The organism is Pseudomonas sp. BW7P1 (assembly GCF_024981055.1).
GTDB classification, from domain to species: domain Bacteria; phylum Pseudomonadota; class Gammaproteobacteria; order Pseudomonadales; family Pseudomonadaceae; genus Aquipseudomonas; species Aquipseudomonas bananamidigenes.
Genome location: NZ_CP103374.1, coordinates 2402511 through 2427276 on the forward strand (window position 1 = coordinate 2402511; position 24766 = coordinate 2427276).

Consider the following 24766-nt stretch of genomic DNA (forward strand, 5'->3'; position numbering starts at 1 on the left):
CCCGGTCACCGGGGAGTGGGGAATGCAACAGCGCGCGCAAGCCCCTGTTACAACTGGAAAAGATTTTTTGGCGAGGTAATTGCAAAACATCATCACCCCTTCCTTAGATGAGGCGGTTGGTGATGGACAGAACAACGCGTGCCCCCAAAAAGCTATTCCTGTTGACGCCACTGAGCGTCGTTCTGATGTTGACCCTCGGTAATATGTCGGGGGTTCGAGCGAGTCCGATCGACGACGAAAACCAGCCGGAAGCGTCCGACCCGTCGGCGTACCACGACGAGCCGGCCGATGAACCGGCGGCACTCAACGCCATCCTGACGATGCCCGAGGCCAACGAAGACTCCTTCGATCTGCCCGACGGGGTCAAAGGCACGCGCAACACGACGCGCACGGAAAACATCCTGCCGCCCGCCGTCCAGACCAGTTTCAATTACCCCACCAACGGCAAGCCGAGCCCGCTGTACGGTGCCCAGCCGTTCACTCAGCAACTGGTGCTGTTCGAAGAATTCGGCCCGGAAAAACTCGATCCCACCACACCGGCAGCACCCTTGAGTTTCCCGCCAGCGGCCATCGGCCCGGCACCGGCGCAGGACCCGAACAACATCGCCCGCAGTGCGCCTCCCGGCACCGCGCTGGACGCGTTTTTGCGTCAGCCGGGGCTCACGCCATTCCCGAGCCAGTTTGCCAACGTGGTTGACCGCAACCCGTGGCAGGCGCAGATCGAACTGTTCCTCAACCGTCATATCGGCTCTTCTGCCGAAGGCCGGCCACCGGGAAAAGGCTGGGCCCACCAGCGCTGGAACGAGTTCTACCCGCAAGTCGCCTACAAGACCGTGCAGACCGGTGCGCGGCTGAACGGCGGCCTGCGTGACAGTCGGCAAATGCACGGTTATGCGGTTGGCGAGTTCGGCCCCGGTGGTCTGTACCATAACGTCGCGGGTGTGCCTGCGACCGATGGCACGGCCAAGGGTGTCGATGCGCGCTTCCACCCGGCGATGCCGGTGCAGGACCACAATTCGGTGTGGACCTTTGACGGCACGCTGCCACCGAAACTGTTGATGGTGCGCTACGGCCAACCGGTGCTGATGCGTCACTACAACGGCTTGCCGATCGACCCTTCCGCCAACCGCGGTTTCGGTCTGCACACCATCACCACCCATGAGCATAACGGCCACGCGCCGGCGGAAAGCGATGGCTATGCCAACGCGTTCTTCTTTCCCGGCCAGTACTACGACTATCGCTGGCCGATCCAGCTCGCCGGTTACGACAGCATCAACACCAAGGCTGAAGACCCACGCGCGGCATTCCCGTGCGCGCCGGGGGAAACTCTGTGGGTCAACGATGTGCAGCCTGCGAAAAAGACCTGCGACCACGGCACCATCAAGATTCGTGGCGACTGGCGCGAAACCATGAGCACCCACTGGTTCCACGACCACATGCTCGATTTCACCGCGCAGAACGTCTACAAGGGCAACGCGGCGATGATGAACTACTACAGCGCCCTGGATCGCGGCAATGAATCGGTGAACGACGGCGTCAACCTGCGTTTCCCCAGCGGCAGCGCGTTGCCGTGGGGCAACCGCGACTACGACGTCAACCTGGTGTTCGCCGACAAGGCCTGGGATCAGCAAGGTCAGTTGTGGTTCAACCCGTTCAACACCGATGGCTTCATTGGCGATCAGGTGCTGGTCAACTGGCAATGGAAACCGACCCTCGATGTGAGGGCGCGCAGTTATCGCTTCCGCATCCTCAACGGTTCGGTATCGCGCTACTTCAAGTTCGCGCTGGTGCGTGAAGTCAAAGGCAACGGCGGCGAATTCCCGGGGCCGAAAAACGCCGGTGTGTCGTACAGCCGTGTGCCGTTCCACATGATCGCCAACGACGGCAACATCATGGAACACAGCGTACCGTTCGACGGGTCGATGGACCTCGATGCCGACGGCGACAAACAGAACCACAACGCGATTCTGCCGACCCAGGGCATCGCCGAGCGGTTCGACATCATCGTCAACTTCGCGAAAAACGGCATCAAGCCGGGTGACAAGCTCTTCTTCGTCAACCTGCAAGCCCAGGACGACGGTAAAGGCCCGAAAGAAGTGATCCCGCTGGCCGACGTGCTCTCGGAGAAATACCTGCCTGTGATCAAGCAGACCAGCAAGGGGCCGCAGTGGGACAGGGGTGACCCGGTGGTGGGCAAGGTCCTGCAACTCAACGTCAAGGCCTACACCGGTCAGGACCTGGCCATGGACCCGGCGGCCTACGAGCCGGCCAAACCGGGCAAGGCCGAAGGCATGGTAATGATTCCGCTGAAGATCCACCGCGACAACGCTGCCGACAAGGCGCTACTCGCCAGGGCGCTGCACCGGACCTTCATCTTCGGTCGCGCCGACGGCACCGACGAAGCGCCGTGGACGATCAAGACCGATGGCGGTTTCGGCTTTCACATGGACCCGCGCCGGTTGAATGCCTCGACCAAACTGGCCAGCGGCCCGACCGACGCCGGGGTCAGTGGTATCGGCACCCTGGAGGTGTGGAGTATCAAGGCCGGCGGCAAGGGCTGGAGCCATCCGGTGCATGTGCACTTCGAGGAAGGCATCATCCTCAGCCGTGGCGGCAAGGCTCCGCCTGAGTGGGAAAAATGGGCGCGCAAGGACGTCTACCGGATCGGTTCGGAAGCCGACGGGCTGGATAACGTCGAGATGGCGATCAACTTCCGCGAGTTTGCCGGGACCTACATGGAGCACTGTCACAACACCCAGCATGAGGACAACTCGATGCTGCTGCGTTGGGACCTGGAAAAACCCGGGCAGCTGCAGTTGATGCCAACACCGCTGCCGAGCTGGGATGGCGTGCGCTACGTCAACTCCGCCGCGCTGCCGACCTTCCGCACCGGCGACGGCTTCGGCCCGCAAGTGATAGTGAAACCATGAGCAGGGAGGGAGCCGACATGACCCAGCCAACGCCGCGCTCCCGCGCCCTGGGCATGCACCTGATTCTGGTGCTGGTCACCTGCCTGCTTGGCAGTCAGGTGCTCATCGCCCATCAGTCGCAGCCCGACGGCGCCAGTGAATCCGCCACCCCGTGGGGTGGCGACTATTTCCCCAATACCCTGCTGACCGATCAGGACGGTCGGCAGGTGCGTTTTTTCGATGACCTGATCAAAGACAAAGTGGTGGTGATCAACTTCATCTTCACCTCGTGCAGTGACTCCTGCCCGCTGGAAACCGCGCGCCTGCGCCAGGTGCAGAAGCTGCTGGGGGACCGGGTCGGCAAAGACATTTTCTTCTACTCGATCACCATCGATCCGCTGAGCGACACCCCCCAAGTGCTCAAGGCCTATTCGCAACGCTTCAAGGTCGGCCCCGGCTGGAAATTCCTCACGGGTGAATTCGAAGACGTCACCGAGCTGCGCAAGAAGCTCGGGCTGTTCATCGAAGGCGTCGACAACGGCCGCACCAAGGATCACAACCTGAGCCTGATTGTCGGTAACCAGAGCACCGGGCGCTGGATGAAAGCCTCGCCGTTCGAGAACCCGTGGATCCTCGCCGATCAGCTCGCCAATACCTTGCAGAACTGGAAACAGGCCAGCACCGAAGAAAGCTATGCCGACGCCCCGCAGATCCGTCCACCGAGCAATGGCGAAGAACTGTTCCGCACCCGTTGCGCTTCGTGTCACAGCCTCGGCCCGCAGGACGGCGAGGGCATCGGCATGCGCAACATCGGCCCGGACCTGATCGGCGTAACCCGCCAGCGTGACCCGGCCTGGCTCAATCGCTGGATCCGCGAACCGGATCGCGTGCTGGCGGAGAAAGACCCGATCGCACTGCAACTGTTCGAGCAATACGAGCGCATCCCGATGCCGAATCTGCGTCTGGACGAGGCTTCGGCGCAGTCGATCATCGACTTTCTGAGTGCCGAAACCGAGCGTCAGCATCCGTCCGTGCAACCCTTGGCCGACGGGGCGTTGACGCCAGTAAAACCGGGCTCTGCCAGCGAAGCGGTGAGTCGTATGCAGTAGCGGCTGAATAGCATCATTGAACCGTATGCCACGGTCATTGCCACCTACACTCATTCGAGAAGGCGGCTCTAACGGGTTCGACACAAAAACGCCAGGGCATTCCCATGCAGCGACTGGAAGAACAAAAAACAGCAGCGCCGAACGTGGCGTTGGCAGCCATCAAGAGTTGGGGCAGACAGTTCAACCTGCTGCGCTGGTTCTCGCTGGCCAGTTTTTTCATCATCGCGGCCGTGGCGCTGGGGCTGGGTTATATCTCCACGCGCTTCGTGGTTACCGAAAGCGTGGAGCGCGATGCACTGCTCACCGCGCAGTTCGTGCAGGCCATCGGCGATGCGGAAATGCGCCACGCCAACATCACGCCGCAACGGACCATGGGCGAAATGCTCGACCCACGCCAGGATCAGAATTACCCCGACGTCGATCAATTGGCCCATGCCGCGGCCCGCGCGGAGTTTCTCGATCATGTCGAACACTTGCCCGACGTGTTGCTGGCCACGGTGTATGCCCTGGATCGCTCGGTCATCTGGTCGACCAACCCCGAGCTGATCAACGTCAAGTTTGAAGACGACGACGAGCTGGATGAGTCGTTCGAGATGAAAATCCCGGTGTCTTCCAGCTATCACACGATCGACGATGAAAAACCCGAGCAGCGGCTGTCGCGGGAACCGAAATACCTGTTCATCGAAAACTACATTCCGATGTTCAACGCCGACAAAAGCAAAGTGGTCGCCATGGTGGAAATCTACAAGGAACCGGCGGATCTGGTGGACCGCATCGATCGAGGGTTCGCTTCGATCTGGGCCGCGACCCTCCTCGGCGGCGCGGTGATTTACCTGGGGCTGTTCTGGATCGTGCGGCGCGCCTCGACCCTGCTGCAGAGCCAGCAACGGCAACTGATCAGTAACGAAACCTTTGTCGCCCTGGGCGAGATGTCTTCGGCGGTGGCCCACAGTTTGCGCAATCCGCTGGCGACCATTCGCTCCAGTGCCGAACTGGCCCAGGAAGTCGCCAGCCCCGGTGCGCAGCGCAATATCGGCGACATCATCAGCCAGGTCGACCGCATGTCGCGCTGGGTGCGCGAGCTGTTGGTGTCGTTGCGTCCGATGAGTGACGACGGCGAGGCGGTGGAACTGCTGGCGGCGGTCGAGGACACCCTGGGGGCGTTTGACGCGTTGATCCGGCGCAATGGCGTCGAAGTGCGATTCACGCCACAAGATTGCCCGCCGGTCATCAGCCAAAAGGTGCTGCTGACGCAAATTCTCAATAGCCTGTTTGCCAACGCCCTGGAAGCGATGCCCAAGGGGGGGGTACTGAGTGTCGAGATTGAAACACCGCACACCGGTCATGTGCGCATGACCCTGAGCGACACCGGCAGAGGCATGAGCGCGCAGCAGCAACAACTGGTGTTCAAACCGTTTTTCACCACCAAACAGGGCGGCCTCGGGGTCGGCCTGGCGCTGGTCAAAAGAATCATGGAGCGGTTTCAGGGTTCGGTCGTGCTGACCAGCCGGGAGCAGGAAGGAACCCGCGTCAGTCTCAACTTTAGAGTGGCATCGGGAGGGGAATATGGAACACAGCATTCTGCTGGTCGAGGATGACGAACTGCTGGCCGAGAATATTCAGACCTACCTGGAGCGCAAAGACTTCGAGGTGACGGTCTGCCACTCGGCCGAGGACGCGCTGACGCAGCTGGAAAGCTTCATGCCGGACATCGTCCTGACCGACAACTCGCTGCCGGGCATGTGCGGTCACGATCTGATCCAGAAGCTGCGCATCAGCGCGCCGGAACTGAAAGTGATCATGATGACCGGTTACGGCAACGTCGAAGACGCGGTGGTCGCCATGAAGGAGGGCGCCTTTCATTACGTCACCAAACCGGTCGCGCTGCCGGAACTCAAACTGCTGCTGGACAAGGCCCTGGCCACCGAACGGATGGAGCGCACGCTGTCGTTCTACCAGGAGCGCGAAGCGCAGAAATCCGGAGTGCAGGCGCTGATCGGCGAGTCGTCGCCGATGCAGTACCTGAAAAACACCATCGGCCAGTTGCTCGACGCCGAGCGGCGCATGGCCAACACCGACCTGCCGCCGGTACTGGTGGAAGGCGAAACCGGAACCGGCAAGGAACTGGTGGCCCGCGCGCTGCACTTCGACGGTCCGCGCAGCAAAGGCCCGTTCGTTGAATTCAACTGCGCGTCGATTCCGTCCAACCTGGTGGAATCAGAACTGTTCGGCCACGAGAAAGGCGCATTCACCGACGCCAAGGACCGCCGGGTCGGACTGGTGGAAGCGGCGGACGGCGGCACCTTGTTCCTCGACGAGATCGGCGAAATGGACCTGCTGTTGCAGGCCAAGCTGCTCAAACTGCTCGAGGATCGGACCATCCGCCGGGTCGGCTCGGTGAAGGAGCGCAAGGTCAACCTGCGGGTGATCAGCGCCACCAATTGCAACCTTGAGCAGATGGTCCAGCAGGGCAAGTTTCGCCGTGATCTGTTTTTCCGTTTGCGGATCATCTCGATCAAGGTGCCGCGTCTTTATGCCCGTGGCGAAGACATCCTGCTGCTGGCCCGGTACTTCCTCGCCAGCCACGGCAAGCGCTACGGCAAACCGAACCTGCACTTCAGCGATCAGGCCGAGCAATTGCTGCTCAGTTACACCTGGCCGGGCAATGTGCGCGAGTTGCGCAACATGCTCGAACAGACCGTGTTGCTGGCGCCGAACGACACCATCGCCGCGCATCAACTGAATGTCTGCATGAGTCTGTGCGATGACCTGCCACCGCAGCATCAGCACGAAGTGCAGCATTTCGAACCACGTCCGGCGAGCAACACCGAGTCGATGAACCTGCCGGAAGTCGAGCGCGACATGGTGCGCAAGATGCTCGACAAGACCGACTGGAACGTCACCAAATCGGCGCGCCTGTTGGGCCTGAGCCGCGACATGCTGCGCTACCGCATCGAAAAACTCGGCCTGGCCCGTCCGGACAAGCGTCAGTGGTAAACGGCGTTGCTGCGTGGATTCGGCGGGCTCAGGCATTCGAGCACGCACGTCGGGTCCAGCACTTCGTCGTTGACGTAAATGCCGCGCTCGGCATCGTAGGTGCGGATGAACACCCGCACCGTCGCATCGGCCACTGTGGGCAGCTGCGAGTCATGGAACACGTGGCGATCCGGGATGACGATGAAATCCTGCGGCGGCGTGTCATCGAACGGCCGGGGTGGCTGAGCGGACAGCGACGGCGGAGCGGGGTGGGCGAAAGGCTGGTCGGAACCGTAGTAGTTGAAGTTGCTGTCCAGCGCCTGAGCCTGGGTGGCGGCGAGTAGACAAACGGACAGCGGCAATCGACTGAACATTCCCATGGCAGCACCTGTGGAAGCGGTTTTCCCCAAGGCTATTAACTATAGCTGTCCGTGATGCAGGCGTTGGTGCAAGTGTTGTCGGCTTACAAGTTCGCAACAACCTGTAGCGCGAGGCTGAACTAGACTCGGGCCGCTCGATTGTGAGCATCGCCCGGAGTGCGCCATGGAAGTGCCAAACAATAAAAATGCCGTCGAGAGCAATCGTCAGGCGTGGAATGATTCCGCCCGTCATCATCAGGATTCGCCCGACTGGCAGGCCTTGCTGACCGAAGTCACGCAGGCTGACTTTTCCTGCCTCGACGACACCCTTCGCGGTTTGCTCGAGCAGGTCGGTGTCGATGGCAAAGACGTCGTTCAGCTGTGTTGCAACAACGGCCGCGAGAGCCTGTCACTGTTCGCCCTCGGCGCACGGAGCGTGGTCGGTATCGATCAGTCGAGCGCGTTTCTCGAACAGGCCCGCGAACTGAACAAGCGTTCGCCGCACAATGCCGAATTCATCGAAGCCGATATTCACCACCTGCCTGAAGCGCTGCGCGGTCGTTTCGACGTGGCGCTGATCACTATCGGCGTCCTCAACTGGATGCCCGACATCGGCGAATTCTTCCGCCACGTCGCCTCGACCCTGAAACCGGGCGGACGACTGGTGATCTACGAGACCCACCCGTTTCTGGAAATGGTCGATCCCGAGGCCGAGGATCCGTTTCGCCTGGCGACCTCGTACTTTCGTCGCGAGCCGTTCGTGCAGCAGGAGCCGATCGTCTACGTCGGCAAGGTCGAGCAACCGGCCGCGCCGTCGTACTGGTTCATGCACACCCTCGGTGCCCTCTTCACCGCGGCCCTCGAAGCCGGGCTGAACATTGCGCACTTCAAGGAGTACCAGCATTCGAACCGGGAAGAGGCGTATGACCAATACCTGAACCGCGAGGCGCAGATGCCGATGTGTTTTACTTGGGTGGGGGTGAAAAGCTGAAGTTCGAACATCGCATCACGAAGGCGGCCGAATGGCCGCCTTCATCATTTCAAGCCTGCGCAGCCGCCGTCACCACCGGCCGCCCCGGTTTGCGCAGCGGATCCAGGCGCGAACCTTCATAGCGTGTCTCGCGGAAAAACCGCCAGCGCCCGAACAGTCCATAGACGTGTGTCACGCGCCCCTGCTCGTGATAACCCATGCGAATGTGCAGCTTCAGCGCCGGGATGTTGTGGGTTTCGCAGACGTCCACCACCTTGTGGCAACCCTGGGCGGCCATGGCTTGCCAGAGGGTGACTTGCACGTCCACCGACAGGCTGCTGCCAAAGTAGGCGCGGGTCATTTCGCCGCCGAATTCGAAAAACTCGCCAGGCTGGACCGGGAAGTTGCAGCCGTAATAGTGGCGGTCGTGGTAATCGCGGACACTGCCCCAGATGAAAGCCACCGCGTGGCCATCGGCGTCCAGGTACATGTGCCCGGTGTGACCTTCGGCTGCGAGTTCGGCCATGGTCTGCACACGGTCACCGAAATGCTTGCCGAACGCACCGGCATTCTGCGGCGTGATGTCGACCTTGCGCACGCCTTCGTAGGGGCGCAGCTTGTGCGGCGGCACCGGGCTGATCAGGTCGCGCTCCATCCACAGCAGTTCCCAATGGAAGAACACGTAGCGTTTCCACAAGGTTGCAAAGGTGCGGCCCAGGCCTTTTTGCTTGATGCGTTCGCGCAGCTTTTCGATGACGCTCATGATGCCCTCCGAGGCCGAAGCCCGGGTGTTTTTGTGGTTGGCTTTTGTGGGTATAGATCAAGCTGGCAAGTACATTTCAAAGTGCCATCTTCGAAAGTGTTGCCAGTTGTGTAACTCAATCGAGTGCCGCGGCACCCCGTAGAAAATCCTTGTTCAGGTTGGCGTAGGAAACCCGTGGAACCCCCGGCAACCGGTGCTCTAGCACGCGACTCAGGGACTCTCCAGGTTGTAGATAGGCATCACCGAAATCAGCCCCGAGCTGATTCGGATGGGCGACGATTTCCAGCACGCCGTCGGTCGGCGCAGGCTCGTTGCGCAGGTCCACCGGGGTGCAGACATAGTCTGCCGTCGCACCGGCCAGGCCTTGCAAACGACGGTTGAGCAAACCCTTGAACAGGCGCTTCGGCAGGTTCAGGTTTTGTCCCAGGTTGCGCGCCAGTCGCACCGGTACACCCTGGTGGGCGGCGAAGCGCGCGACGATCTCGCCGATCGGCCAGATGTTGTGCACGTGCTGATGGGAGTCGAGATGGCTGGGGCGCACGCCGTGATCGACACAACGCTGCCACTGCGCCTGCAATTCCTGCTGCACCGCTTCACGATCTTCGCGACCCAGCCACAGACTGTGCCGCGCAAGGCTCAGATCGAACACCCCGTGGCTGTCGCAGAAGGTGGAGCGGGCCAGAATTGCCTGGCTCAGCGGTCGGCCATACGTCAGGTTGAAATGCAGGCCGATCCGACCTTCCAGCAAGGGATGACGAGCCATCGCGCAGGCGGCTTCGAACGCCGGCATGTTGGCCATGGCCGTGGCAGAGCTGATGACCCCGGCCTGGAACGCGCTGAAAATCACCGCGTTTTCGTTCGGGCTCAGGCCGAAATCGTCAGCGTTGACTATGACTTGGCGAGGCATTTTCGCCCTCCGTGGTGATGGCGACGGGTTTGACGAGAGGTTTGGCGATTGCCGTTTTGCGTTGGGCGCGCCACTGCTGCAGTTTCGGTTTGAGCCGCTGCCAGAGACGCAGTCCAAGCCCCAGCAACAGACCGCTCGGTCGCCATGAGTAAAAGCTCCAGCGCCAGTGCTCCCGTTGTCCGGTCATGCGTTCGTGCAGTTGATGACTGGAGTTTTCCAGGCTGACCCGCGAGGCATCGATCCAGTGCCAGTGATCGTCCAGGCCCCAGCGAATCCATTCCTCCAGCAGCACCCGGCCGCTGCCCAGATCGGCGTACTGCGGCAGGAATGCGAGGTTGTAATCGTAGAGCCGGCCCTGTTCGAGCAAGCCAAGCCGGTAGCTGATGCAACGGCCATCCAGTTCCAGCGTGACCACCCGCACCAGACCCTGGGCGGCGAGGGCGGTGAAAGCGTGTTCGATGCAACGTCGGCTGCGTTCGGTGGCGAAGATGCCGACACCCTCGTCGCCCTTCCAGCTCACCGCTTCGACTTCGGCGATGGCTTGCAATAGCGGGCCGATGCTCCGCGCATCGGGCGTGATACGCCGCACCACGGCACCACAGGCGGCAATCCGTTTACGGGCGCGGCGCAGTTTGTAGCGTGGATCGCCGGAGACTTCCTGACGGTCTGCCTCGCTGATCAAGTGCACCGGCACCCGACAGCTCAGGCGTCGTTCGGCATTGGAGCTGTGGGCCATCCATGGCGTGAGGGCGCTTGCTTGGCCCACAGGCTCTGACAGTTCGTTGAGTTGCAGCAACGCGTGGGGGATGCGCCGGCGAATCAGCAGCAGCGCCTGACGCATGTCGTCGGCTGTCAGCACAGACAACAACGCCAGACGATCCGCCAGCGGATAGCCGAGGTGATGCACGACGGCAAACGGTATCCCGCCAAAGCGTTCACGACCGGCCACCAGCGGCAGGCACAGGCGCAATTCGTCTGCTTCCCAGCCCAGCAGAATGTGCAGATGTTCACTCGCGTCGAGTGTCTGCTCTGCCGCGATCAGCCAGCCGAGGCTGTTGAACGGCGTGTGGTCCGTCACCCGCAGGCGCAGCGCTTCATGGGCCGCTGCCGGGAAGTCAGGCGCGCACAACGAGGTGCGCCATTCGAATCGCGCCATAAGCTCAGGTCGCCGTTGCTGTAACGGATGGACGGGAAGGTTTGCGCAATGCATCCAGGCGCGAACCGCTGTAGCGGGTTTCGCGATAGAAGCGCCAGCGGGCGAACAGGGTGTACACGTTCATGATCCGGCCCTGCTCGGTGTAGCCCATGCGCAGGTGCAGCTTGAGCGCCGGGATATTGTGGAACTCGCAGACGTCCACCACCTTGTCGCAGCCCTGGGCGGCCATGGCTTTCCACAGCTCCAGTTGCAGATCCACCGACAGCTCGGTGCCCCAATAGGAACGGGTCAGTTCACCACCGAACTCGAAAAACTCGCCGGGCTTCACCGGAAACAGGCAGCCGTAGTAGTGGCGGTCGAAATAGTCCCGGGCGCTGCCCCAGATGAAGGCCACTGCATCGCCGTGATCGTCGAGGTGCATGTGCCCGGTGTGACCTTCACTGGCCAGTTCCGCCATGGTGCCGACGCGGTCACCGAAGTAGCGGGCGAAGGCGCTGGCGTTGTCCGGGGTGATTTTCACCACGCGCAACGGCGGATACGGTTTGAGGCTGTGGGGCGGCACCGGGCTGACAAGATCACGCTCCATCCACAGCAGTTCCTGATGGAAAAAGACGTAGTGCTTCCACACCTTGGCCAGCGTGGCCCGCAGACCTCTTTGTTTGATGTGTTCGCTGATTTTTTTCACAACGTTCATGGTCGGTACTCCTGATGACGTGGCATCGCGCGGCAAGTCGCCTGCGCGGCAGGACATCAACGGGCGGTTCATCCAGTGCGCCAGCTCAGGGAAAACAGGGTCTGCCCCGGCAACTCGAAGCGCACGCGACCGTCCTGACAACGGTAGGGCGCGTCGCGGCTGCGGTTGTCGGCGCCGAAGTAGCGCAGGGCGCCGTTGTTCAACGGGCACTTGGCGCCCGCCAGATCGACACGCTGCAACCGCGTGCCCTTGTTCACTCCCAGCAAGCCGCGCTGATCGTCGCCGGCCATCGCCAGCACATCGACTTCGAACGCATCGTTTTCCAGCCACAACACGTCATGCAGCCAGTGTTGCCGAATGAACTGCTGGGCCAGGCCCACGGGTTTGAGTTCGAAATGTTGCTCATCCGCCGAAACACGCAGCATGCCTTTGGGGTATTGCGGCTCGTCGGCGGCCTGGAACCAGTTGAGCATGGTCAGCAAGCCGTCCTGGGAGGCGTTGATCACCACCGAGGCCCACCACAGCGAGGTGTAATGGGTTTCCTGATCGTAGGGACTCAGGCTCGAGCCGCTGGACAGATTGGTCTGATCCAGCAGCAAGGCCTTGCGCGGCTGGCCCTTGGCATCGAGGCCCACCAGATCGGCGGCGCGACGCACGCTGTCGCGGTACACGCGAGTGGCGAGCAGATCGCGGATCATCCACTCGTGCCAGGCCAGTGCATCGACCTGATCGGCGTACTCACCCAGCAGACGCCGGGCCCAGTCGATGCCGCGCTTGTCCGCGGCGTTGTCGGCGAACGGGCCGTTGACCAGCCGCGAACTGGCCGGCATCGCGATGCGTACACCGGCCCGGTCATTGGCCGGATCGCTGCGCACCTGGCGGGCCATGCTGGAGAAGATCGAGCGGTATTGCTCGTAACTCGAATAGTTAAGATTGGGCTCGTCGGCAAAACCGATGTAGTGGGTGCCTTTACCGCCAAGCAGTCGCGTGCTCGCCAGCCAGGCGTCGAGGCCACCGTTGCTTTGCACGTCGGCGCGCAAGTCGGCCTGACGCTGACTGCCGGCGAGCAAAGTGATGTCCTGACGAATGCCGAAGCGGTCCTGATAGACCTGGCGAAACGCATCTTCGAAGTGCGGCTTTTTCGCCGTCACATCGACGAAACTGTAGTAACTGGCGGCTGTCGGTTTCAGTGCGTCGAGGGCGGCGTGACTGGCGGGCGGCGGCGTCACATAGGGCAGGGCGATGCCCAGGTCCGGCGTGCGGCCAAGGACCTTGTCGTGCAGGGTCAGCCGGGTCTGGCCATCGTCTTCGCGCAGCGGTTTGAGCTGCTGCGGGTTCTGCGCAAACAGATTGGCCGTGCCGTCGAGCCAGAACGCCGCTTTGCCGCTGCCTTGCAGACGCAGGCGCCAGACTTGTTCACGGTCGCTGACCGGCAGCGCGACCTGATCGAACTGCCAATAGGCGCGATAAGGTTTGAGCACCAGCGACAGCTGTTGCCCGTCGCCAACCCGTTGCGCCTGCAAGGTGCTGACGCCGCCGTGGAACTTGCCTGCGAGCACCGCGTGTTCACCCGGCGCAATCTTGAAAAACAACTCATCGCCGTCACGGGTTTCAGCGCTGAAATGCACCCTGGCCGGAGCGAACAGCGCCACGGTGTTTTCGTCGTGTTCGACCCGGTAATTGCGAAAGCTGTAGCCGGGGATTTCCAGTTGATAACTCGCCGGCCCCGGTAGCAAAGGCCAGCTCTGGCTGCCACGGGTTTCACTGGCCTTGATGAACCGGTCGCCTTGCAACCTGCCCTGGCCGTCGAGCAGGTACAGGTGTTCTTCGTTGGCGTCCGCCTGCCACGCCGGCGCCCAACGCACGGTCACTGTGTCGGGGCGATCCGCTTGCAGGTACAGGCTGCCGTCGCGAATGTCGCCCCAGCGCATCGACGCCGAAAAGGCGTCCAGCGACAGGCCGAGACCGAGCAGCAGGGCCAGGCTTTTCATGCGGATTTCCGTTGTAAAAAGCGACGCTGCAACATCAGCCACATTGGCGCGATGTCGGCGGGCAGGATGATCAGGGTTTGCCGGAACGGCACGCCGCTCAACCGGCAGTACAACACCAGCATGGCGAGCGTCACCGCCAGATAGGCAATCGACGAGGCCGCCGCAGCGCCGACAATGCCGTAAGTCGGAATCAGCACCACGTTCAGCGCCAGGTTGAGCAGGGCGCCGAGCCCCATCAGCAGCGACACCGTGCCCGGGCGATTCTTGCCCAACAGGTCGAGGCGCAGAATGCTCGCGTAACACAGGCCCAACAGGCCCGGCAGCAACGCCAGCAGCGCCGGATACGCCGGTTGGTAGGCGATGCCGAACAACGTGACGATCAGCCATTCGCCGATCACCGCCATGCTCAGGCAGGCGCCGAGCATCACCGTGGCGGTCAGGCGCAGGGCCAGCGGGGTGACCTTGTCCATGCCTTCGTCCTGTTGCAGCAGGCGTTTCATCAGCGGTGTGGTCACCGCTTCGGGGACGATCAACAGCAGTTCGGCGGCAGCGCTGGCCATGGCGTAATGCCCCAGCGCGGCACTGCCGAGCAGCGCGCCGATGAACAGGTAGTCGGAACGCAGGATGACCTGCTGGAACAACAAATCCGGATGGCTGCGGGCACTGTAGCGCAACAGTTCGTTCTGGCTGGCGCGGTCCCATTGCAGCCGCAACGGCTGCGCGCGCCTGAGCCAGACCCAACCGGCCAGCACCACCAGACTGATTCCGGCCAGCCAACTGATCAGTGCGGCTTCCAGTGCTGCTTCTTTCCACATCCAGAACAGCGCGAGAAACAGCAGCAGTGGCGCCAGGGATTCCACCAGGCGCAAGGCATTGAAGGCGACCACACCGCCGGATGCATTGTGCAGCGTCAGCAAGCCGCTTTTGAGTACGGTCAGCGGCACCGCCAGCAGCAACAGCCACGCCAGCAGGCCCAGTTGCACGGTCACGTCCAGTTCACTGCCGAACTCACGCACCAGCGCCACCACCAGCAAGGTCAACAGCCCCGCCAGCAGACAACCGAACACCAGCACCTGAGCCAGCAGCAAGCCCATCGGTCGCTGCTTGGCGGCCTGATAACCGACGGCGGAATTCAAACCGCCACTGGTGGCCGCGCTGATCAGATCGGGCAGGGTGCTGAGCAGGGCGAACAAGCCGCGCTCACTGGGGCCGAGGATCCGCGCCAGCAACACGTTCCTCAGCAGGCGCAGGGCGATCATCGCCAGTTTGGTACCCATGCTCAGCGCCAAATGCTTGAGGTAACGGCTTCGACTCATGGCCGCGCCCCACGAAAGATCCGCCACGACAGCAGTTCGGGATTGCGCGCCGTACGTTGACTGACGCCGAAGCGCGGCAGGTTCAGCGGATCGCCGGCGCCGCGATAGATGCCGGTGGCGGTGCCGAGGGCGAACGGATAATCATGGTGGGCGATCTGTTCGCGGACTCGTGCGTCGTTGTCGCCGTTGGGGTAGCAGTAAACCGGCAATGGCCGGTTGCAGCCGTTGTTCAGGGCAGTGCGGCTGCGGCTGATTTCTTCGGCCAGGCGCACATCGTCAAGTTGGGTGAGGATCGCGTGGCTGGCACCGTGGGGGCCGAATCGAACCAGGCCGGAAGCTTCCATTGCCCGTACCTGATGCCAGTCCAGCGCCTGGGGCAGAGACTCTGGCGGGCATTCGCCGGTCAGGCGTTCGAGCAGTGCGGGGTCGCAGTTCTTCAGGCCTTGCAGATAGTGCAGCAAGGTGAGGCTGCGGCGATCCACGTCGATGTCGTCCAGCAACACCGGCAAGGGGTGGTGCGTGGCCTGCAGGCATTCGATCAGATGCATGCGCGACTTTTCACCGTGGCTGCCCCACAGGGTTTCACCAATGCTTTCCCACCAGAAGCGCTGGCGGCTGCCGATGAAATCCGTGGACAGAAAAATGCTCGCCGGCACCTGATGTTTCTGCAAAAGCGGGAAGGCGTTGGCGGCGTTGTCGCGCCAGCCGTCATCGAAGGTCAGCGCCACCTGCGGGCGCTCGCGGCGCGGGGCGTTGGGTTGCAGGATTTCCATCAGCGGCACGCAATCGAAGTGCCTGCGCAGCCATACCAGCAAGTGCTCGAAGGCTTTCGGGCCGACGCACAGTTCATTGCGATGCGGCAGGTCGGCGGCGCGGTCGTTGGACAGCACCCGGTGCAACATCAGGATCACCCCGGCGCCGTGCAATTGGTTTCGTCCCACGGGCGAGTTGAGATAGAGCCAGCCACTGGTGCGTTTTATCAGTTGTTTGATCGCCATGGCTCGAGCCCTCTCAACGGTTCTGGTCAGGATTCCACTGGGCGTAACGCTGGCCGCGCAGGAACTGCCACAGGCCGATGGTCATCCCGGCCAGGGTCACCAGCAGGAATGCCGCCAGGCGGAACGGTTTGGGTAAGCGATGCTGCGAATCCAGCAGACCGGCAATCGCGATGGCGTAGCCGATCAATTGCGCGATCAGGCTCAGCCGATAGAAACCGTGGTCATCCCACAACCAGACATTGCTCAACAGCAGCGGCAGCAACAGGATCGGCGCCAGACGCCGGATCAACTTGTGGCTGATCAGCGCAATCGAGTACAGCCCGTGCTTGAGCGGATTGAGCAGCTCGCTGCGCTGGGCCAGGCTTTGCAAGCCGCCGACGGTGACCCGCTGACGACGACGGAACTGTTTGTCCGCTTCATCCACGCCGTGATCGATGACCTGGGCGTCAGGCACATAGACGATGCGTTTGAATTTCGCCGGCGCGCAGGTGCTGATGAAAAAGTCGTCGTTGACTTCCGCCGGCACGTTCTCGAACAGTTCGCGGCGCAGGGCGAGTAGCGCGCCATCGGCGGACACCATGCAGCCGGTGCGATTCTCGACCCGGCGCAGCCAGCCTTCGTAATGCCGGTACAGGCTGTCGCCGACACTCAAACCGCCGCCCGTGACGGGAATCACCATGTGCCCGGCGCAGGCGCCGACCTGCGGATCGCTCAGGGGCGCAAGCAGGTAGCCGAGGGTTTCCCGTGACCATTGGTTGTCGGCATCGGTGAACACCAGAATGTCGCCGGTAGCCAGGGCCACGCCGGCATTGAGTGTCGCGGCTTTGCCCTGACGCGGCAGGTCGAGCACGGTGATCCGTGGATCGACCACCTTGTGCGCGCAGGCCACGGTGTCGTCGGTGGAACCGTCGCTGGCCAGAATGATTTGCAGGGAAGCCGGCTGGTAGTCCTGGGACAGCAACGAGCGCAGCTTGTGCTCGATATGCCGCGCCTCGTTATGGGCGGCGATCACGATGCTGATGTTCAGCGGTGGCGCCGGGCTGTGGCGCCACGCCGGGAACAACGGCACCAGCAACGTCAGCAGCACCGGGTAGCCGACGTAGGCATACACCGGGAGCAACAGGCACATCCAGAAAATGAACTCAGCCACGGGCAGGCCTCCTGGCGTTCCAATGACACAGACTGAGAAGGAACGCTGCGCCGGCCAGGTGCAGGCGTACCCAATGCAGCCCCCACAGTTGCAGGGTCAGACCGATATCGTGCTGGCGACGACTCTGACGGATGCTCAGCACCAGCGCCGGGATCGTGGTCAAGGTCACCATGATCGCTGCGTGATGGGGAAAACCGTTGAGCAGTGCAGAGATGGCCAGCAGATCCAGCAGCCACGCCAACAGCGAAAACAGCGGAAAACGCAGCAGGCGCAGGCTGAAACCGTGGGTGCGCAGCAGCTGCAAATGGCTGCCCTGACGCCACATCTCCTTGCCCATCCACTCCCGCCAGTTCATTTCGTAACCCCAGTGCAGGGCCACGGTTTCATTGACCGACAGCAACCGCGCGCCCTGTTCGCTCTGGCGCAGGGTGAATTCCTTGTCTTCGCCGGTGCGCAGGGATTCGTTGAAGCCACCGACCTTGTCGAACCAGCGCCGATGCATCAACAGGTTGGAACTGGGCAGCCAGTCCACGGCATGGGCCTGATGACTGACCGGGCGCAGGGTGCGGCGTTGCCAGGCCACGGCGTACCACGGTGCGTTCGCTGGTGTATGCAGGTCCAGACCGAACACATCGGCGTGGCCTTCGGCTTCGAGGGCGAACAGCCCGGTCAGCCAGTCTTCGGGCATTTCAATGTCGGCATCGATGAACGCCAGCCAGTCGCCGGTGGCGATGGCGGTGCCGCGATTGCGCAGGGCGCCGATCAAAACGCCCGGCACCACCAGCACCTGCGCGCCGAACTGACGGGCGATCTGCGGGCCGTCATCGCTGGACCCGTTATCGACCACGATCAGTTCGCACTCGACATTGGCGGCGTGGGCGGCTTTCTGCGCCGCCAGCAGGGTACGGCCGATGTGGCGACCCTCGTTGTACATCGGGATGACGACACTGATCCGGCTCATGCCCTGGTCTCCACCAACGGTGCTTGCTCGGCCTTCAGGCGCAGGACACTGGTCAGCGCGAGCATGATCCACACGTACTTCTGGTTCGGTGCACTGAGGAACATCAGGAACAGGGTCAGCGACAGGTAACTCACTCCGAGATGGGTCAGTATGTCGGCCTGCTCCCAGTCACGTCGCAGCATCCAGGCGCGGCGCGCACGCATCATGTTGTACAGGCCCAGCCCGAGCATGCCGACGAACAGCAGGCCGGCGGGAATCCCCAGTTCGCTGAAGATTTCCAGGTAGGTGTTATGGGCCCGGCGGTACAGGTCGCCGATCTTGCGGTTGGCAGAGAATGTCTTGGCGTAGCCGGTGGTGGCGTAATGCAGGGGAAAGGTGCCGGGGCCGGAACCGAGCAGCGGGTTTTCGCGGATCATCTGGCTGCCGACCACGATGTACGAAGCGCGGCGGCCCAGGGATTCGTCATCGTGGCCGCGGGCGCCGGCGCTCAACACGCTCAGCGACTGGATTCGCGCCAGGTAGCCGGCGGGCATGGCGTAGATCGCCAGCGGAATCACGATGGCTGCGCCGAGCATGGCGAAGCCCAGATGCCGGGGCCGGATGCGCGTCAGTTGCGCCCGGTAATGCCAGCAACCGATCACCAGACTCAAAGCCAGCACCACCAGCCCGGAGCGCGATTCGGTCTTGGTCATGCCGCCGAGCAGCAACAGGCAGCACCCGCCCCAGAACAAACGGTGCAACAGGTTCGGGCTGCGAATGATCAGCAGCAGGCCCATCGGTACGGCGAAGGCGATCAGCATGGCGAAGGCGTTCGGGTCTTCGAGAAGGCCGGCGGCGCGGCCTTGATCCTGGAATTTCGTCGAGAACATCGCCATCGCACAGGTGGCGCTGACGGCCAGCGTCACCAGGCGGGCGAACAGGTCGAGGTTCAGCTCACGACCGATCAGCAAGGTGATGACAAACAGGATCAGACCGACGCTGAGTTCACGCAGATGACCCAGCGACATGCCCAGATCATCGGTGTCGAGCAGGCTCAGGAAGTACAGCACCATGAACCAGACCAGGTAGCGCCATATATTGCTGCGCAAACGCTGCGAAGGAATCTGGTGCATCGCCAGTTGCAGCATCAGGATCACCGTCAGCGAGGCACCGATGAGTTTGCTGCCTGACAGCGAGCTGTCCTTGAAGAAGCCCTCGAACGGCACCAGCGCGGCGATGCCGAGCAGACCCCAGGTCGGCTTGCGGTACAGCACGGCGAACCCCACCAGACCAAGCACCGCACCCGGCGCAAGATAGGGCCACGGGCTGGCCAGCAGGGCGATGCAGACCAGACCCAGCAAGCTGACGATCGAGAGCGGGAAAATCATGCGCGTGCCTCCCGTGCCGTACGGATATACAGCTGCGACCAGCGTTCGGCCAGGGCCTTGAGGTCGTAGCGGTCCTGTTGCGTGCGTTTTGCGTTGTCCCGCAGTTTGCGCGCCAGCCCGGGATCACTCAGCAGTGCGTCGAGCTGACGGCTCAGCGCACTGCTGTCGGTGGGCGCGGCCAGCAGGCCGTTGTGCCGGTGTTCCAGCACATCGGGAATCCCGCCGACACCGAAGGCCACCACCGGCACCCCGGTCTGCATGGCCTCCAGCAGAATCATTGGTGTGCCTTCGGTGCGCGAGCTGATCACCAGCGCGTCGAGTCGCTGCCACCAGCGGCGCATGTCGGTCTGATAACCCGGCAGACGAATGCGCTGCTGCAGTCCGGCGGCGTCGATCCGTGCCTGCAAAGCCTCGCGTTCCGGGCCGTCACCGAGCATCACCGCGTCGAGCTGCGGATGCTGATGACACAACGGGATCAGGGCATCGAGGAACAGATCCGGGCCTTTCTCGCTGCTCAGTCGGCCGACATAACCGGCGAGCCAGCGCGGATTTTCGGCTTGCAGGGTGCGCTCGGCGACCGCCGCCGGCAGACCGTTGGGGATCACTTGCAGCTTCTCCGCCCGCACGCTGGCCTGGCGGTGCAGCACCGCAATGCTCTCGGCCACGCACACCACCCGGTCCACCGACGCCGTGCGGCACAGTTGCAGACTCAGCCAGGTGTAGAACTTCTGCTTGCGGCTGCGCGGGGTGAAACCGTGTTGCGTAATCACCAGCGGCAGACGCAACAGCGAAGCGCCGATCCAGCCGAACAACAGGCCCTTGAAGTTATGGGTGTTGATCAACGGACGCTCTGCCCGGCGCTGGCGCAGATGCCCGAGCAGGGCGCCGAGACCGGCGCAACCCTGTGCATCGACGCCAGCCTCGCGAAAGCGCTCGATCAGCTCCGCTGGCGCATCGAGAAACAGCACTTGATGCTGCCCCGGTGTCGCCAGGCAATGATCCAGCAACATCCGTTCGGCCCCGTAGAAGCCGCCGCTGCTGAGCAAATGAATGATCGGCAGCGCGGCGTTCGGGGTGGACGGCGTGTTCAATTGCGCACCCAGTGCATGAAGCTCGGCACGGTCCAGTTCTTGTACGGATTGCCGGGTTGGGTGCTTTCATCGTTGATCACCAGCAGCACGGGCACGCCCAGTTCGTGACTGATTTGCGCCGGGTGTTTGAAGCGGTGATCGAAGAACTCGCGCACGTAGACCAGGGCAATCGCCAGCAGCAGGCCGGTGAACAGACCGAACGGAATGATCAGCAACGGTTTGGGGAACGCCGCCTCGGTCGGTTCGAACGGCGGGCTCAGGACCCGGGCGTTGGACAGGTCGTCGTTCAATGCACGGGTGGTGCTGCTTTCGGCGAAGCGCTGGGCGTAGGTCGAGAACGCGGCGTGCAGGGCGTCGATTTCGGTGTCCATCTGCCGCAGCTTGCTCTGGGTCTGCTGCAGATCGCGAATGCGCGCCTTGAACTCGGCGATGCGCGCGGTCTTCTGATCGATCACCTGTTGCACCACCGCCAGATCGTTGGTGCGTTCCTGAATGCGGTTGCTCACCACTTTGAGGAATTGCTGGCGGGTCCGGGCGATCTGTTCCCGGGTCAACAGCATCGGCTCGCTGCCAGGCTGGAACACCGCCAGATCATTCATGTAGCGGCTGACCTGGGTGGTCAGTTGCTCGCCCAGCTGTTTGATCTCCCGGTCCTCGAACGCCACGTTGTCGACGGTGGTGGTGAAGGTGTAGGGAAAGGTGTAGTCGTTCAGTTTGTTGTTGGCCGCGGCGGCCAGGCTGGTTCTCAGGTACTCCAGCCAGCGCTGGCTTTGCAACAGGCGATCCTGATACAGGTTCAGCGCCTGTTCTTCGGTGTTGATCGCGTTCAGGCGGAAGGTGATTTCCTCCTTCGGATCCGCTGCGCCGACGCTCTCGAGCAATGCCTGACGATTGGCTTCCAGCCCGTCGAGACGCACTTGATACAAGTGCTTTTTGCTCTCGTAGAAAGACTGCGGCAGGTCGATCGATTGCAGGGCCTGACGGCTCACCAGGTAGTTTTGCAGCAGGGCGGTGACGAAGGTCGTGCCTTGATGCGGATCGGGGAAGCTGTAGATGATCGAGATCACGTTGGAGCCGGGCAGGGTCTCGATCTTGAGGCTGTCGATGGCCTGTTGCGTCAGGCCGTCGAGCACGGTGTCACGCACCGGATCGGTCTCCAGGCCCAGCAGGTTGCGCAGCGGGTTGATCAGGTACTGGCGCAGGGGCGAGGTGATGAAGCGCCGGAACGGATCGCCGATCAGCCTGGCGAACATTCCGGGTGGCGGGGTGTATTCACCCTTGTCCCGCAGCTCGCTGATGGTCTGACGGATCAGCGCCGGCGAACGCAGGATGTTGCTTTCGGTTTCCATGTCCGCCAGCGACGGCGGGATGAAGGTGGCGTTGTCCACGGTCAGCGACGTGGTCGCGTCGCCCTGGGAAAGTTTTTTCGACTGCACGATCACCTGGGCGGTGATATCGAAGCTCTGTTTGAGCACCAGCGGCAGCACCAGCGCGATCACTGCAAAGATCAGGAAGACACGCTTCACCAGCCGTTTGTTGGCGAAGAAGATCCTGAAGAACTCATGCAGGTAGTTTTCCTTTGGATTCATGTCAGGTCACCCGAGAGTCAGTTGTTGTTGCTGCCTTTGTTGTCGACGCGGTAGCCGAAGCTGAACCCCACGCCCTGGAACAGCACGACGTCGGCCAGTTGCCGGGCCAGATCACCGGCGCTCGCCAGTTTGGTCTTCGGCACGTAAAGCATGTCGTCCGGTTGCAGGTAGGCGATTTGCGAGGCGTCACCGGCCAGTGCCTTCTCGACGTCATAGCGCACGGCCTGCACCTGATTGCCGTTGCGGCGCATGATCATCACCGAGTCCAGCCGCGCCTTGACGTTGGTGCCCCGGGCCAGGGTCAGCGCCTCAAGCACCGAGACCGGCCGGCGGATCGGGTAGGAACCAGGCTGGCCGACTTCTCCCAGCACATAGATTTCGTTGCCGGAGGTGGACTTGAGCATGACGTCCACGGTCATTCTTCCTGGCAGCTGCGCGTAGCGTTTGTTGAGGAAGGTTTCCAGTTGATTGATTGTCATGCCCTGCAGCGGCACGGCACCGATTTCCGGGAAGCTTGCGTAGCCGTCGTTACCCACGGTGATCTCGCGGCTCATGCCGGTGGCCGGGTGGTTGAGGGCGCTTTTGAGGTTCTGCTCGTTGGTCAGCGGGCTGATGACCTGCACGGTCAACTGATTGCGGTTGGGCTGGAACAACTGTTTGCGCTGATAGGCGCGCTGGATCTCGTCCCGTGCCTCATCGCTGGTCAGTCCGGCGATCTTCACCGAGGTGTTGGCGCCCGGCAGATTGATGGTGCCGTCCGGCAGTACCAGTTGATTGCCGTTGAGCTGGCTGGCAGCGGTGAAGTTCAGGCCGATCTGGTCACCCGACTGCACGCGGTAAGCGTCCGAGCCGCTGGTGCTGATGTGGAAGATCACATCCAGCACATCCTGCGGGCGCAGGGTTTGCTCGATCCTCGGCATGTCGGTGGCCTGGGCGTTGGCCGGAGTGGCGGTGAGGATATTCACCGGCATGGTCTGGGTTTCCGAATTGCTGGAGCAACCTGCAAGCGGCAGCATCAGCAGAACCAGTATCTTGGCGTTCATTGCGTCATCCCTCGCGTTGCTTACAGGTTTTTGTACAGCCACTTGGGCATGTAGTACTTGCGCCGGTTGAACACGCTGCCGACCACTTTCGCCCCGGCCTGCGTCAGCCGTTGCACGGCGGCCTGGGCGACTTCCCAGCGGGTGTCCTCGGCGCGCACCACGAACACCACGCCATCGGCCTGAGTGCTGAGCACCAGGGTGTCGGCCGCGGAGTACACGGCATCGCCGTCGATCACCACGAAGCGGTACTGGCTGCCCAACTGGTCGAGCAACGGGCTCAGGCGTTCGGCGGTCAGGTGTTCCATGGTGCGGATCGGCCGGCCGTTGGGCAGGACGTGGAAGGGCAGGCTCGACACCTGCACCACGCAGTCCTGCAACAACGGCGGGTTCTCGGCGTTGAACAGCAGGTCGCGCAGACCGCGCTCCTTGCTCAGGTTCAATTGCTGGGTGAGGTTGTTCGCCGACTGGCTGGCGTCGACGTACAGCACCAGACCGCTGCTCATCTGCGCCAGTTGACTGGCCATGGCCAGGGCGCTGGTGGTGGTGCCGGCGCCGGGATTGGCGGCGGTCAGGAACAGGATCCGCAGATCCAGGTCCAGCACGGTCGACGCCAGGTTCGACTCGCTGGGGCTGGCAATGCTCAGGCTTTTGTTGGTTGAACCGTCCATTAGCTTGCTCCGTGGCCGCTGAATACTTTGAAAGGGGTTTTCAACAGGATCTTCAAATCAAGCAACAGGCTCTGCTCGGCGATATAGCTGAGGTCCAACTCAACGCGCTGGTCGAAGTCGATGTTGCTGCGCCCGGAGATCTGCCACAGGCCGGTCATGCCGGGGTAGATCGCCAGACGGGCGAGGTGCTTGTCCTTGTAGCGGTAGGCGTTGAACGAGGTCGGGCGGGGGCCGACCAGGCGCATGTCGCCGGTTACCACGTTGATCAGGTTGGGCAGTTCGTCGAGGCTGGTGCGCCGCAGGAAACCGCCGATGCGGGTGATGCGCGGGTCCTGATCGATCTTGAAGTCGATCGCGTCGGCGCCGTGCTTGTTGAGGTGGCGCAGCGACTCCTTGAGTTCTTCGGCGTTGGCGACCATGGTGCGGAACTTGAACATGCCGAACTTGCGCCCGCGATAACCGGTGCGTTTCTGCACGAACATCACCGGACCTTTGCTGGTGAGCTTGATGGCGATGGCCAGGCCGATCAGCAGCGGCGAAATCATCAGCAGAATGACCAGCGCGCCAATGCAGGCCAGGACCCGGTTGGTGCGCGACAGTTGCCAGGGACGGCCACCCTCGCGCCCGGTCACCCAGCCTTGCCCCTGGCGGTGGATGGCCGCGTCGAGGCGCATTCGATGTTCCGGATCCATGCGTTTGTCGCGAACCAGATGTTGGATCGGTACACCTTTCTCATGTCCAGTCATGGA

Annotated in this window: 21 protein-coding genes; 5 read left to right on the forward strand and 16 right to left on the reverse strand. The window is 62.4% G+C overall.

What is annotated here, in order from left to right; all coding sequences use genetic code 11:
* Positions 1 to 122 precede the first annotated feature (122 nt).
* The 4 genes from NWV16_RS10825 to NWV16_RS10840 all read left to right on the forward strand — a co-directional run bounded on the left by NWV16_RS10825 (position 123) and on the right by NWV16_RS10840 (position 7015).
* Entirely contained in the window at positions 123 to 2930 is a 2808-nt protein-coding gene (locus NWV16_RS10825) for a multicopper oxidase domain-containing protein (protein WP_260522995.1), read from the forward strand.
* A gap of 17 nt (positions 2931 to 2947) precedes the next feature.
* Positions 2948 to 4018, forward strand: coding sequence for an SCO family protein (locus tag NWV16_RS10830; RefSeq protein WP_409519349.1), 1071 nt, complete (start codon positions 2948 to 2950; stop codon positions 4016 to 4018).
* Between the two features lie 104 nt (positions 4019 to 4122).
* Positions 4123 to 5616: an ATP-binding protein gene (locus NWV16_RS10835; RefSeq protein ID WP_260522997.1), complete on the forward strand. Its 1494-nt coding sequence runs from the start codon at positions 4123 to 4125 to the stop codon at positions 5614 to 5616.
* Positions 5585 to 7015 carry a sigma-54 dependent transcriptional regulator gene (locus tag NWV16_RS10840; RefSeq protein WP_260522998.1) on the forward strand — a complete coding sequence of 477 codons (1431 nt, stop codon included), beginning with the start codon at positions 5585 to 5587 and terminating at the stop codon, positions 7013 to 7015. The genes NWV16_RS10835 and NWV16_RS10840 overlap by 32 nt, the downstream gene beginning before the upstream one ends.
* Here NWV16_RS10840 and NWV16_RS10845 read toward each other — a convergent pair.
* Positions 7006 to 7374, reverse strand: a complete 369-nt coding sequence (locus NWV16_RS10845; RefSeq protein WP_260522999.1) for a hypothetical protein — start codon at positions 7372 to 7374, stop codon at positions 7006 to 7008. The two genes, NWV16_RS10840 and NWV16_RS10845, sit on opposite strands and share 10 nt — an antisense overlap.
* A gap of 163 nt (positions 7375 to 7537) precedes the next feature.
* On the opposite strand from NWV16_RS10845, the gene NWV16_RS10850 reads away from it, so the two are divergent.
* A complete protein-coding gene (locus tag NWV16_RS10850) occupies positions 7538 to 8344 on the forward strand; it encodes a class I SAM-dependent methyltransferase (RefSeq protein WP_260523000.1) in 807 nt (268 codons plus the stop codon).
* A gap of 49 nt (positions 8345 to 8393) precedes the next feature.
* Here NWV16_RS10850 and NWV16_RS10855 read toward each other — a convergent pair whose 3' ends face one another.
* The 15 genes from NWV16_RS10855 to NWV16_RS10925 all read right to left on the reverse strand — a co-directional run bounded on the left by NWV16_RS10855 (position 8394) and on the right by NWV16_RS10925 (position 24763).
* Positions 8394 to 9086, reverse strand: coding sequence for a GNAT family N-acetyltransferase (locus NWV16_RS10855; protein ID WP_260523001.1), 693 nt, complete (start codon positions 9084 to 9086; stop codon positions 8394 to 8396).
* Between the two features lie 115 nt (positions 9087 to 9201).
* Positions 9202 to 9993 carry a ChbG/HpnK family deacetylase gene (locus NWV16_RS10860; protein ID WP_260523002.1) on the reverse strand — a complete coding sequence of 264 codons (792 nt, stop codon included), beginning with the start codon at positions 9991 to 9993 and terminating at the stop codon, positions 9202 to 9204.
* A complete protein-coding gene (locus NWV16_RS10865) occupies positions 9965 to 11149 on the reverse strand; it encodes a GNAT family N-acetyltransferase (RefSeq protein WP_260523003.1) in 1185 nt (394 codons plus the stop codon). The genes NWV16_RS10860 and NWV16_RS10865 overlap by 29 nt, the downstream gene beginning before the upstream one ends.
* A 4-nt stretch (positions 11150 to 11153) precedes the next feature.
* The gene (locus NWV16_RS10870) at positions 11154 to 11843 is read right to left on the reverse strand and encodes an N-acetyltransferase (protein WP_260523004.1); all 690 of its coding nucleotides are present in this window, start codon (positions 11841 to 11843) and stop codon (positions 11154 to 11156) included.
* A 68-nt stretch (positions 11844 to 11911) separates the two neighbouring features.
* Complete coding sequence (locus tag NWV16_RS10875; RefSeq protein ID WP_260523005.1) at positions 11912 to 13834, reverse strand: hypothetical protein; 1923 nt, start codon at positions 13832 to 13834, stop codon at positions 11912 to 11914.
* Entirely contained in the window at positions 13831 to 15150 is a 1320-nt protein-coding gene (locus NWV16_RS10880) for a lipopolysaccharide biosynthesis protein (RefSeq protein ID WP_260523006.1), read from the reverse strand. Before NWV16_RS10880 ends, NWV16_RS10875 begins: the two co-directional genes overlap by 4 nt.
* Positions 15147 to 16148, reverse strand: a complete 1002-nt coding sequence (locus NWV16_RS10885) for a polysaccharide deacetylase family protein (protein WP_260523007.1) — start codon at positions 16146 to 16148, stop codon at positions 15147 to 15149. Before NWV16_RS10885 ends, NWV16_RS10880 begins: the two co-directional genes overlap by 4 nt.
* Before the next feature lie 13 nt (positions 16149 to 16161).
* The gene (locus NWV16_RS10890; RefSeq protein ID WP_260523008.1) at positions 16162 to 17298 is read right to left on the reverse strand and encodes a glycosyltransferase; all 1137 of its coding nucleotides are present in this window, start codon (positions 17296 to 17298) and stop codon (positions 16162 to 16164) included.
* A complete protein-coding gene (locus tag NWV16_RS10895; protein ID WP_260523009.1) occupies positions 17291 to 18259 on the reverse strand; it encodes a glycosyltransferase in 969 nt (322 codons plus the stop codon). The genes NWV16_RS10890 and NWV16_RS10895 overlap by 8 nt, the downstream gene beginning before the upstream one ends.
* The gene (locus NWV16_RS10900) at positions 18256 to 19626 is read right to left on the reverse strand and encodes an O-antigen ligase family protein (RefSeq protein WP_260523010.1); all 1371 of its coding nucleotides are present in this window, start codon (positions 19624 to 19626) and stop codon (positions 18256 to 18258) included. Before NWV16_RS10900 ends, NWV16_RS10895 begins: the two co-directional genes overlap by 4 nt.
* Complete coding sequence (locus NWV16_RS10905) at positions 19623 to 20729, reverse strand: glycosyltransferase family 4 protein (protein ID WP_409519380.1); 1107 nt, start codon at positions 20727 to 20729, stop codon at positions 19623 to 19625. The genes NWV16_RS10900 and NWV16_RS10905 overlap by 4 nt, the downstream gene beginning before the upstream one ends.
* On the reverse strand, positions 20714 to 22306 hold the full coding sequence (locus NWV16_RS10910) for a Wzz/FepE/Etk N-terminal domain-containing protein (RefSeq protein ID WP_260523012.1): 1593 nt from the start codon (positions 22304 to 22306) through the stop codon (positions 20714 to 20716). Before NWV16_RS10910 ends, NWV16_RS10905 begins: the two co-directional genes overlap by 16 nt.
* A gap of 17 nt (positions 22307 to 22323) precedes the next feature.
* Complete coding sequence (locus tag NWV16_RS10915) at positions 22324 to 23349, reverse strand: polysaccharide biosynthesis/export family protein (protein ID WP_065261824.1); 1026 nt, start codon at positions 23347 to 23349, stop codon at positions 22324 to 22326.
* A gap of 20 nt (positions 23350 to 23369) precedes the next feature.
* Positions 23370 to 24017, reverse strand: a complete 648-nt coding sequence (locus NWV16_RS10920; protein ID WP_065261825.1) for a CpsD/CapB family tyrosine-protein kinase — start codon at positions 24015 to 24017, stop codon at positions 23370 to 23372.
* Positions 24017 to 24763 (reverse strand): sugar transferase, encoded by a 747-nt coding sequence (locus NWV16_RS10925; protein ID WP_260523013.1) that lies wholly within the window; start codon positions 24761 to 24763, stop codon positions 24017 to 24019. The genes NWV16_RS10920 and NWV16_RS10925 overlap by 1 nt, the downstream gene beginning before the upstream one ends.
* Positions 24764 to 24766: the final 3 nt, after the last annotated feature.

Coding starts and splice junctions, on each gene's coding strand:
- NWV16_RS10825 (WP_260522995.1), top strand. CDS start 123: ATGGACAGAACAACGCGTGCCCCCAAAAAGCTATTCCTGTTGACGCCA.
- NWV16_RS10830 (WP_409519349.1), top strand. CDS start 2,948: ATGACCCAGCCAACGCCGCGCTCCCGCGCCCTGGGCATGCACCTGATT.
- NWV16_RS10835 (WP_260522997.1), top strand. CDS start 4,123: ATGCAGCGACTGGAAGAACAAAAAACAGCAGCGCCGAACGTGGCGTTG.
- NWV16_RS10840 (WP_260522998.1), top strand. CDS start 5,585: ATGGAACACAGCATTCTGCTGGTCGAGGATGACGAACTGCTGGCCGAG.
- NWV16_RS10845 (WP_260522999.1), bottom strand. CDS start 7,374: ATGGGAATGTTCAGTCGATTGCCGCTGTCCGTTTGTCTACTCGCCGCC.
- NWV16_RS10850 (WP_260523000.1), top strand. CDS start 7,538: ATGGAAGTGCCAAACAATAAAAATGCCGTCGAGAGCAATCGTCAGGCG.
- NWV16_RS10855 (WP_260523001.1), bottom strand. CDS start 9,086: ATGAGCGTCATCGAAAAGCTGCGCGAACGCATCAAGCAAAAAGGCCTG.
- NWV16_RS10860 (WP_260523002.1), bottom strand. CDS start 9,993: ATGCCTCGCCAAGTCATAGTCAACGCTGACGATTTCGGCCTGAGCCCG.
- NWV16_RS10865 (WP_260523003.1), bottom strand. CDS start 11,149: ATGGCGCGATTCGAATGGCGCACCTCGTTGTGCGCGCCTGACTTCCCG.
- NWV16_RS10870 (WP_260523004.1), bottom strand. CDS start 11,843: ATGAACGTTGTGAAAAAAATCAGCGAACACATCAAACAAAGAGGTCTG.
- NWV16_RS10875 (WP_260523005.1), bottom strand. CDS start 13,834: ATGAAAAGCCTGGCCCTGCTGCTCGGTCTCGGCCTGTCGCTGGACGCC.
- NWV16_RS10880 (WP_260523006.1), bottom strand. CDS start 15,150: ATGAGTCGAAGCCGTTACCTCAAGCATTTGGCGCTGAGCATGGGTACC.
- NWV16_RS10885 (WP_260523007.1), bottom strand. CDS start 16,148: ATGGCGATCAAACAACTGATAAAACGCACCAGTGGCTGGCTCTATCTC.
- NWV16_RS10895 (WP_260523009.1), bottom strand. CDS start 18,259: ATGAGCCGGATCAGTGTCGTCATCCCGATGTACAACGAGGGTCGCCAC.
- NWV16_RS10900 (WP_260523010.1), bottom strand. CDS start 19,626: ATGATTTTCCCGCTCTCGATCGTCAGCTTGCTGGGTCTGGTCTGCATC.
- NWV16_RS10910 (WP_260523012.1), bottom strand. CDS start 22,306: ATGAATCCAAAGGAAAACTACCTGCATGAGTTCTTCAGGATCTTCTTC.
- NWV16_RS10915 (WP_065261824.1), bottom strand. CDS start 23,349: ATGAACGCCAAGATACTGGTTCTGCTGATGCTGCCGCTTGCAGGTTGC.
- NWV16_RS10920 (WP_065261825.1), bottom strand. CDS start 24,017: ATGGACGGTTCAACCAACAAAAGCCTGAGCATTGCCAGCCCCAGCGAG.
- NWV16_RS10925 (WP_260523013.1), bottom strand. CDS start 24,763: ATGACTGGACATGAGAAAGGTGTACCGATCCAACATCTGGTTCGCGAC.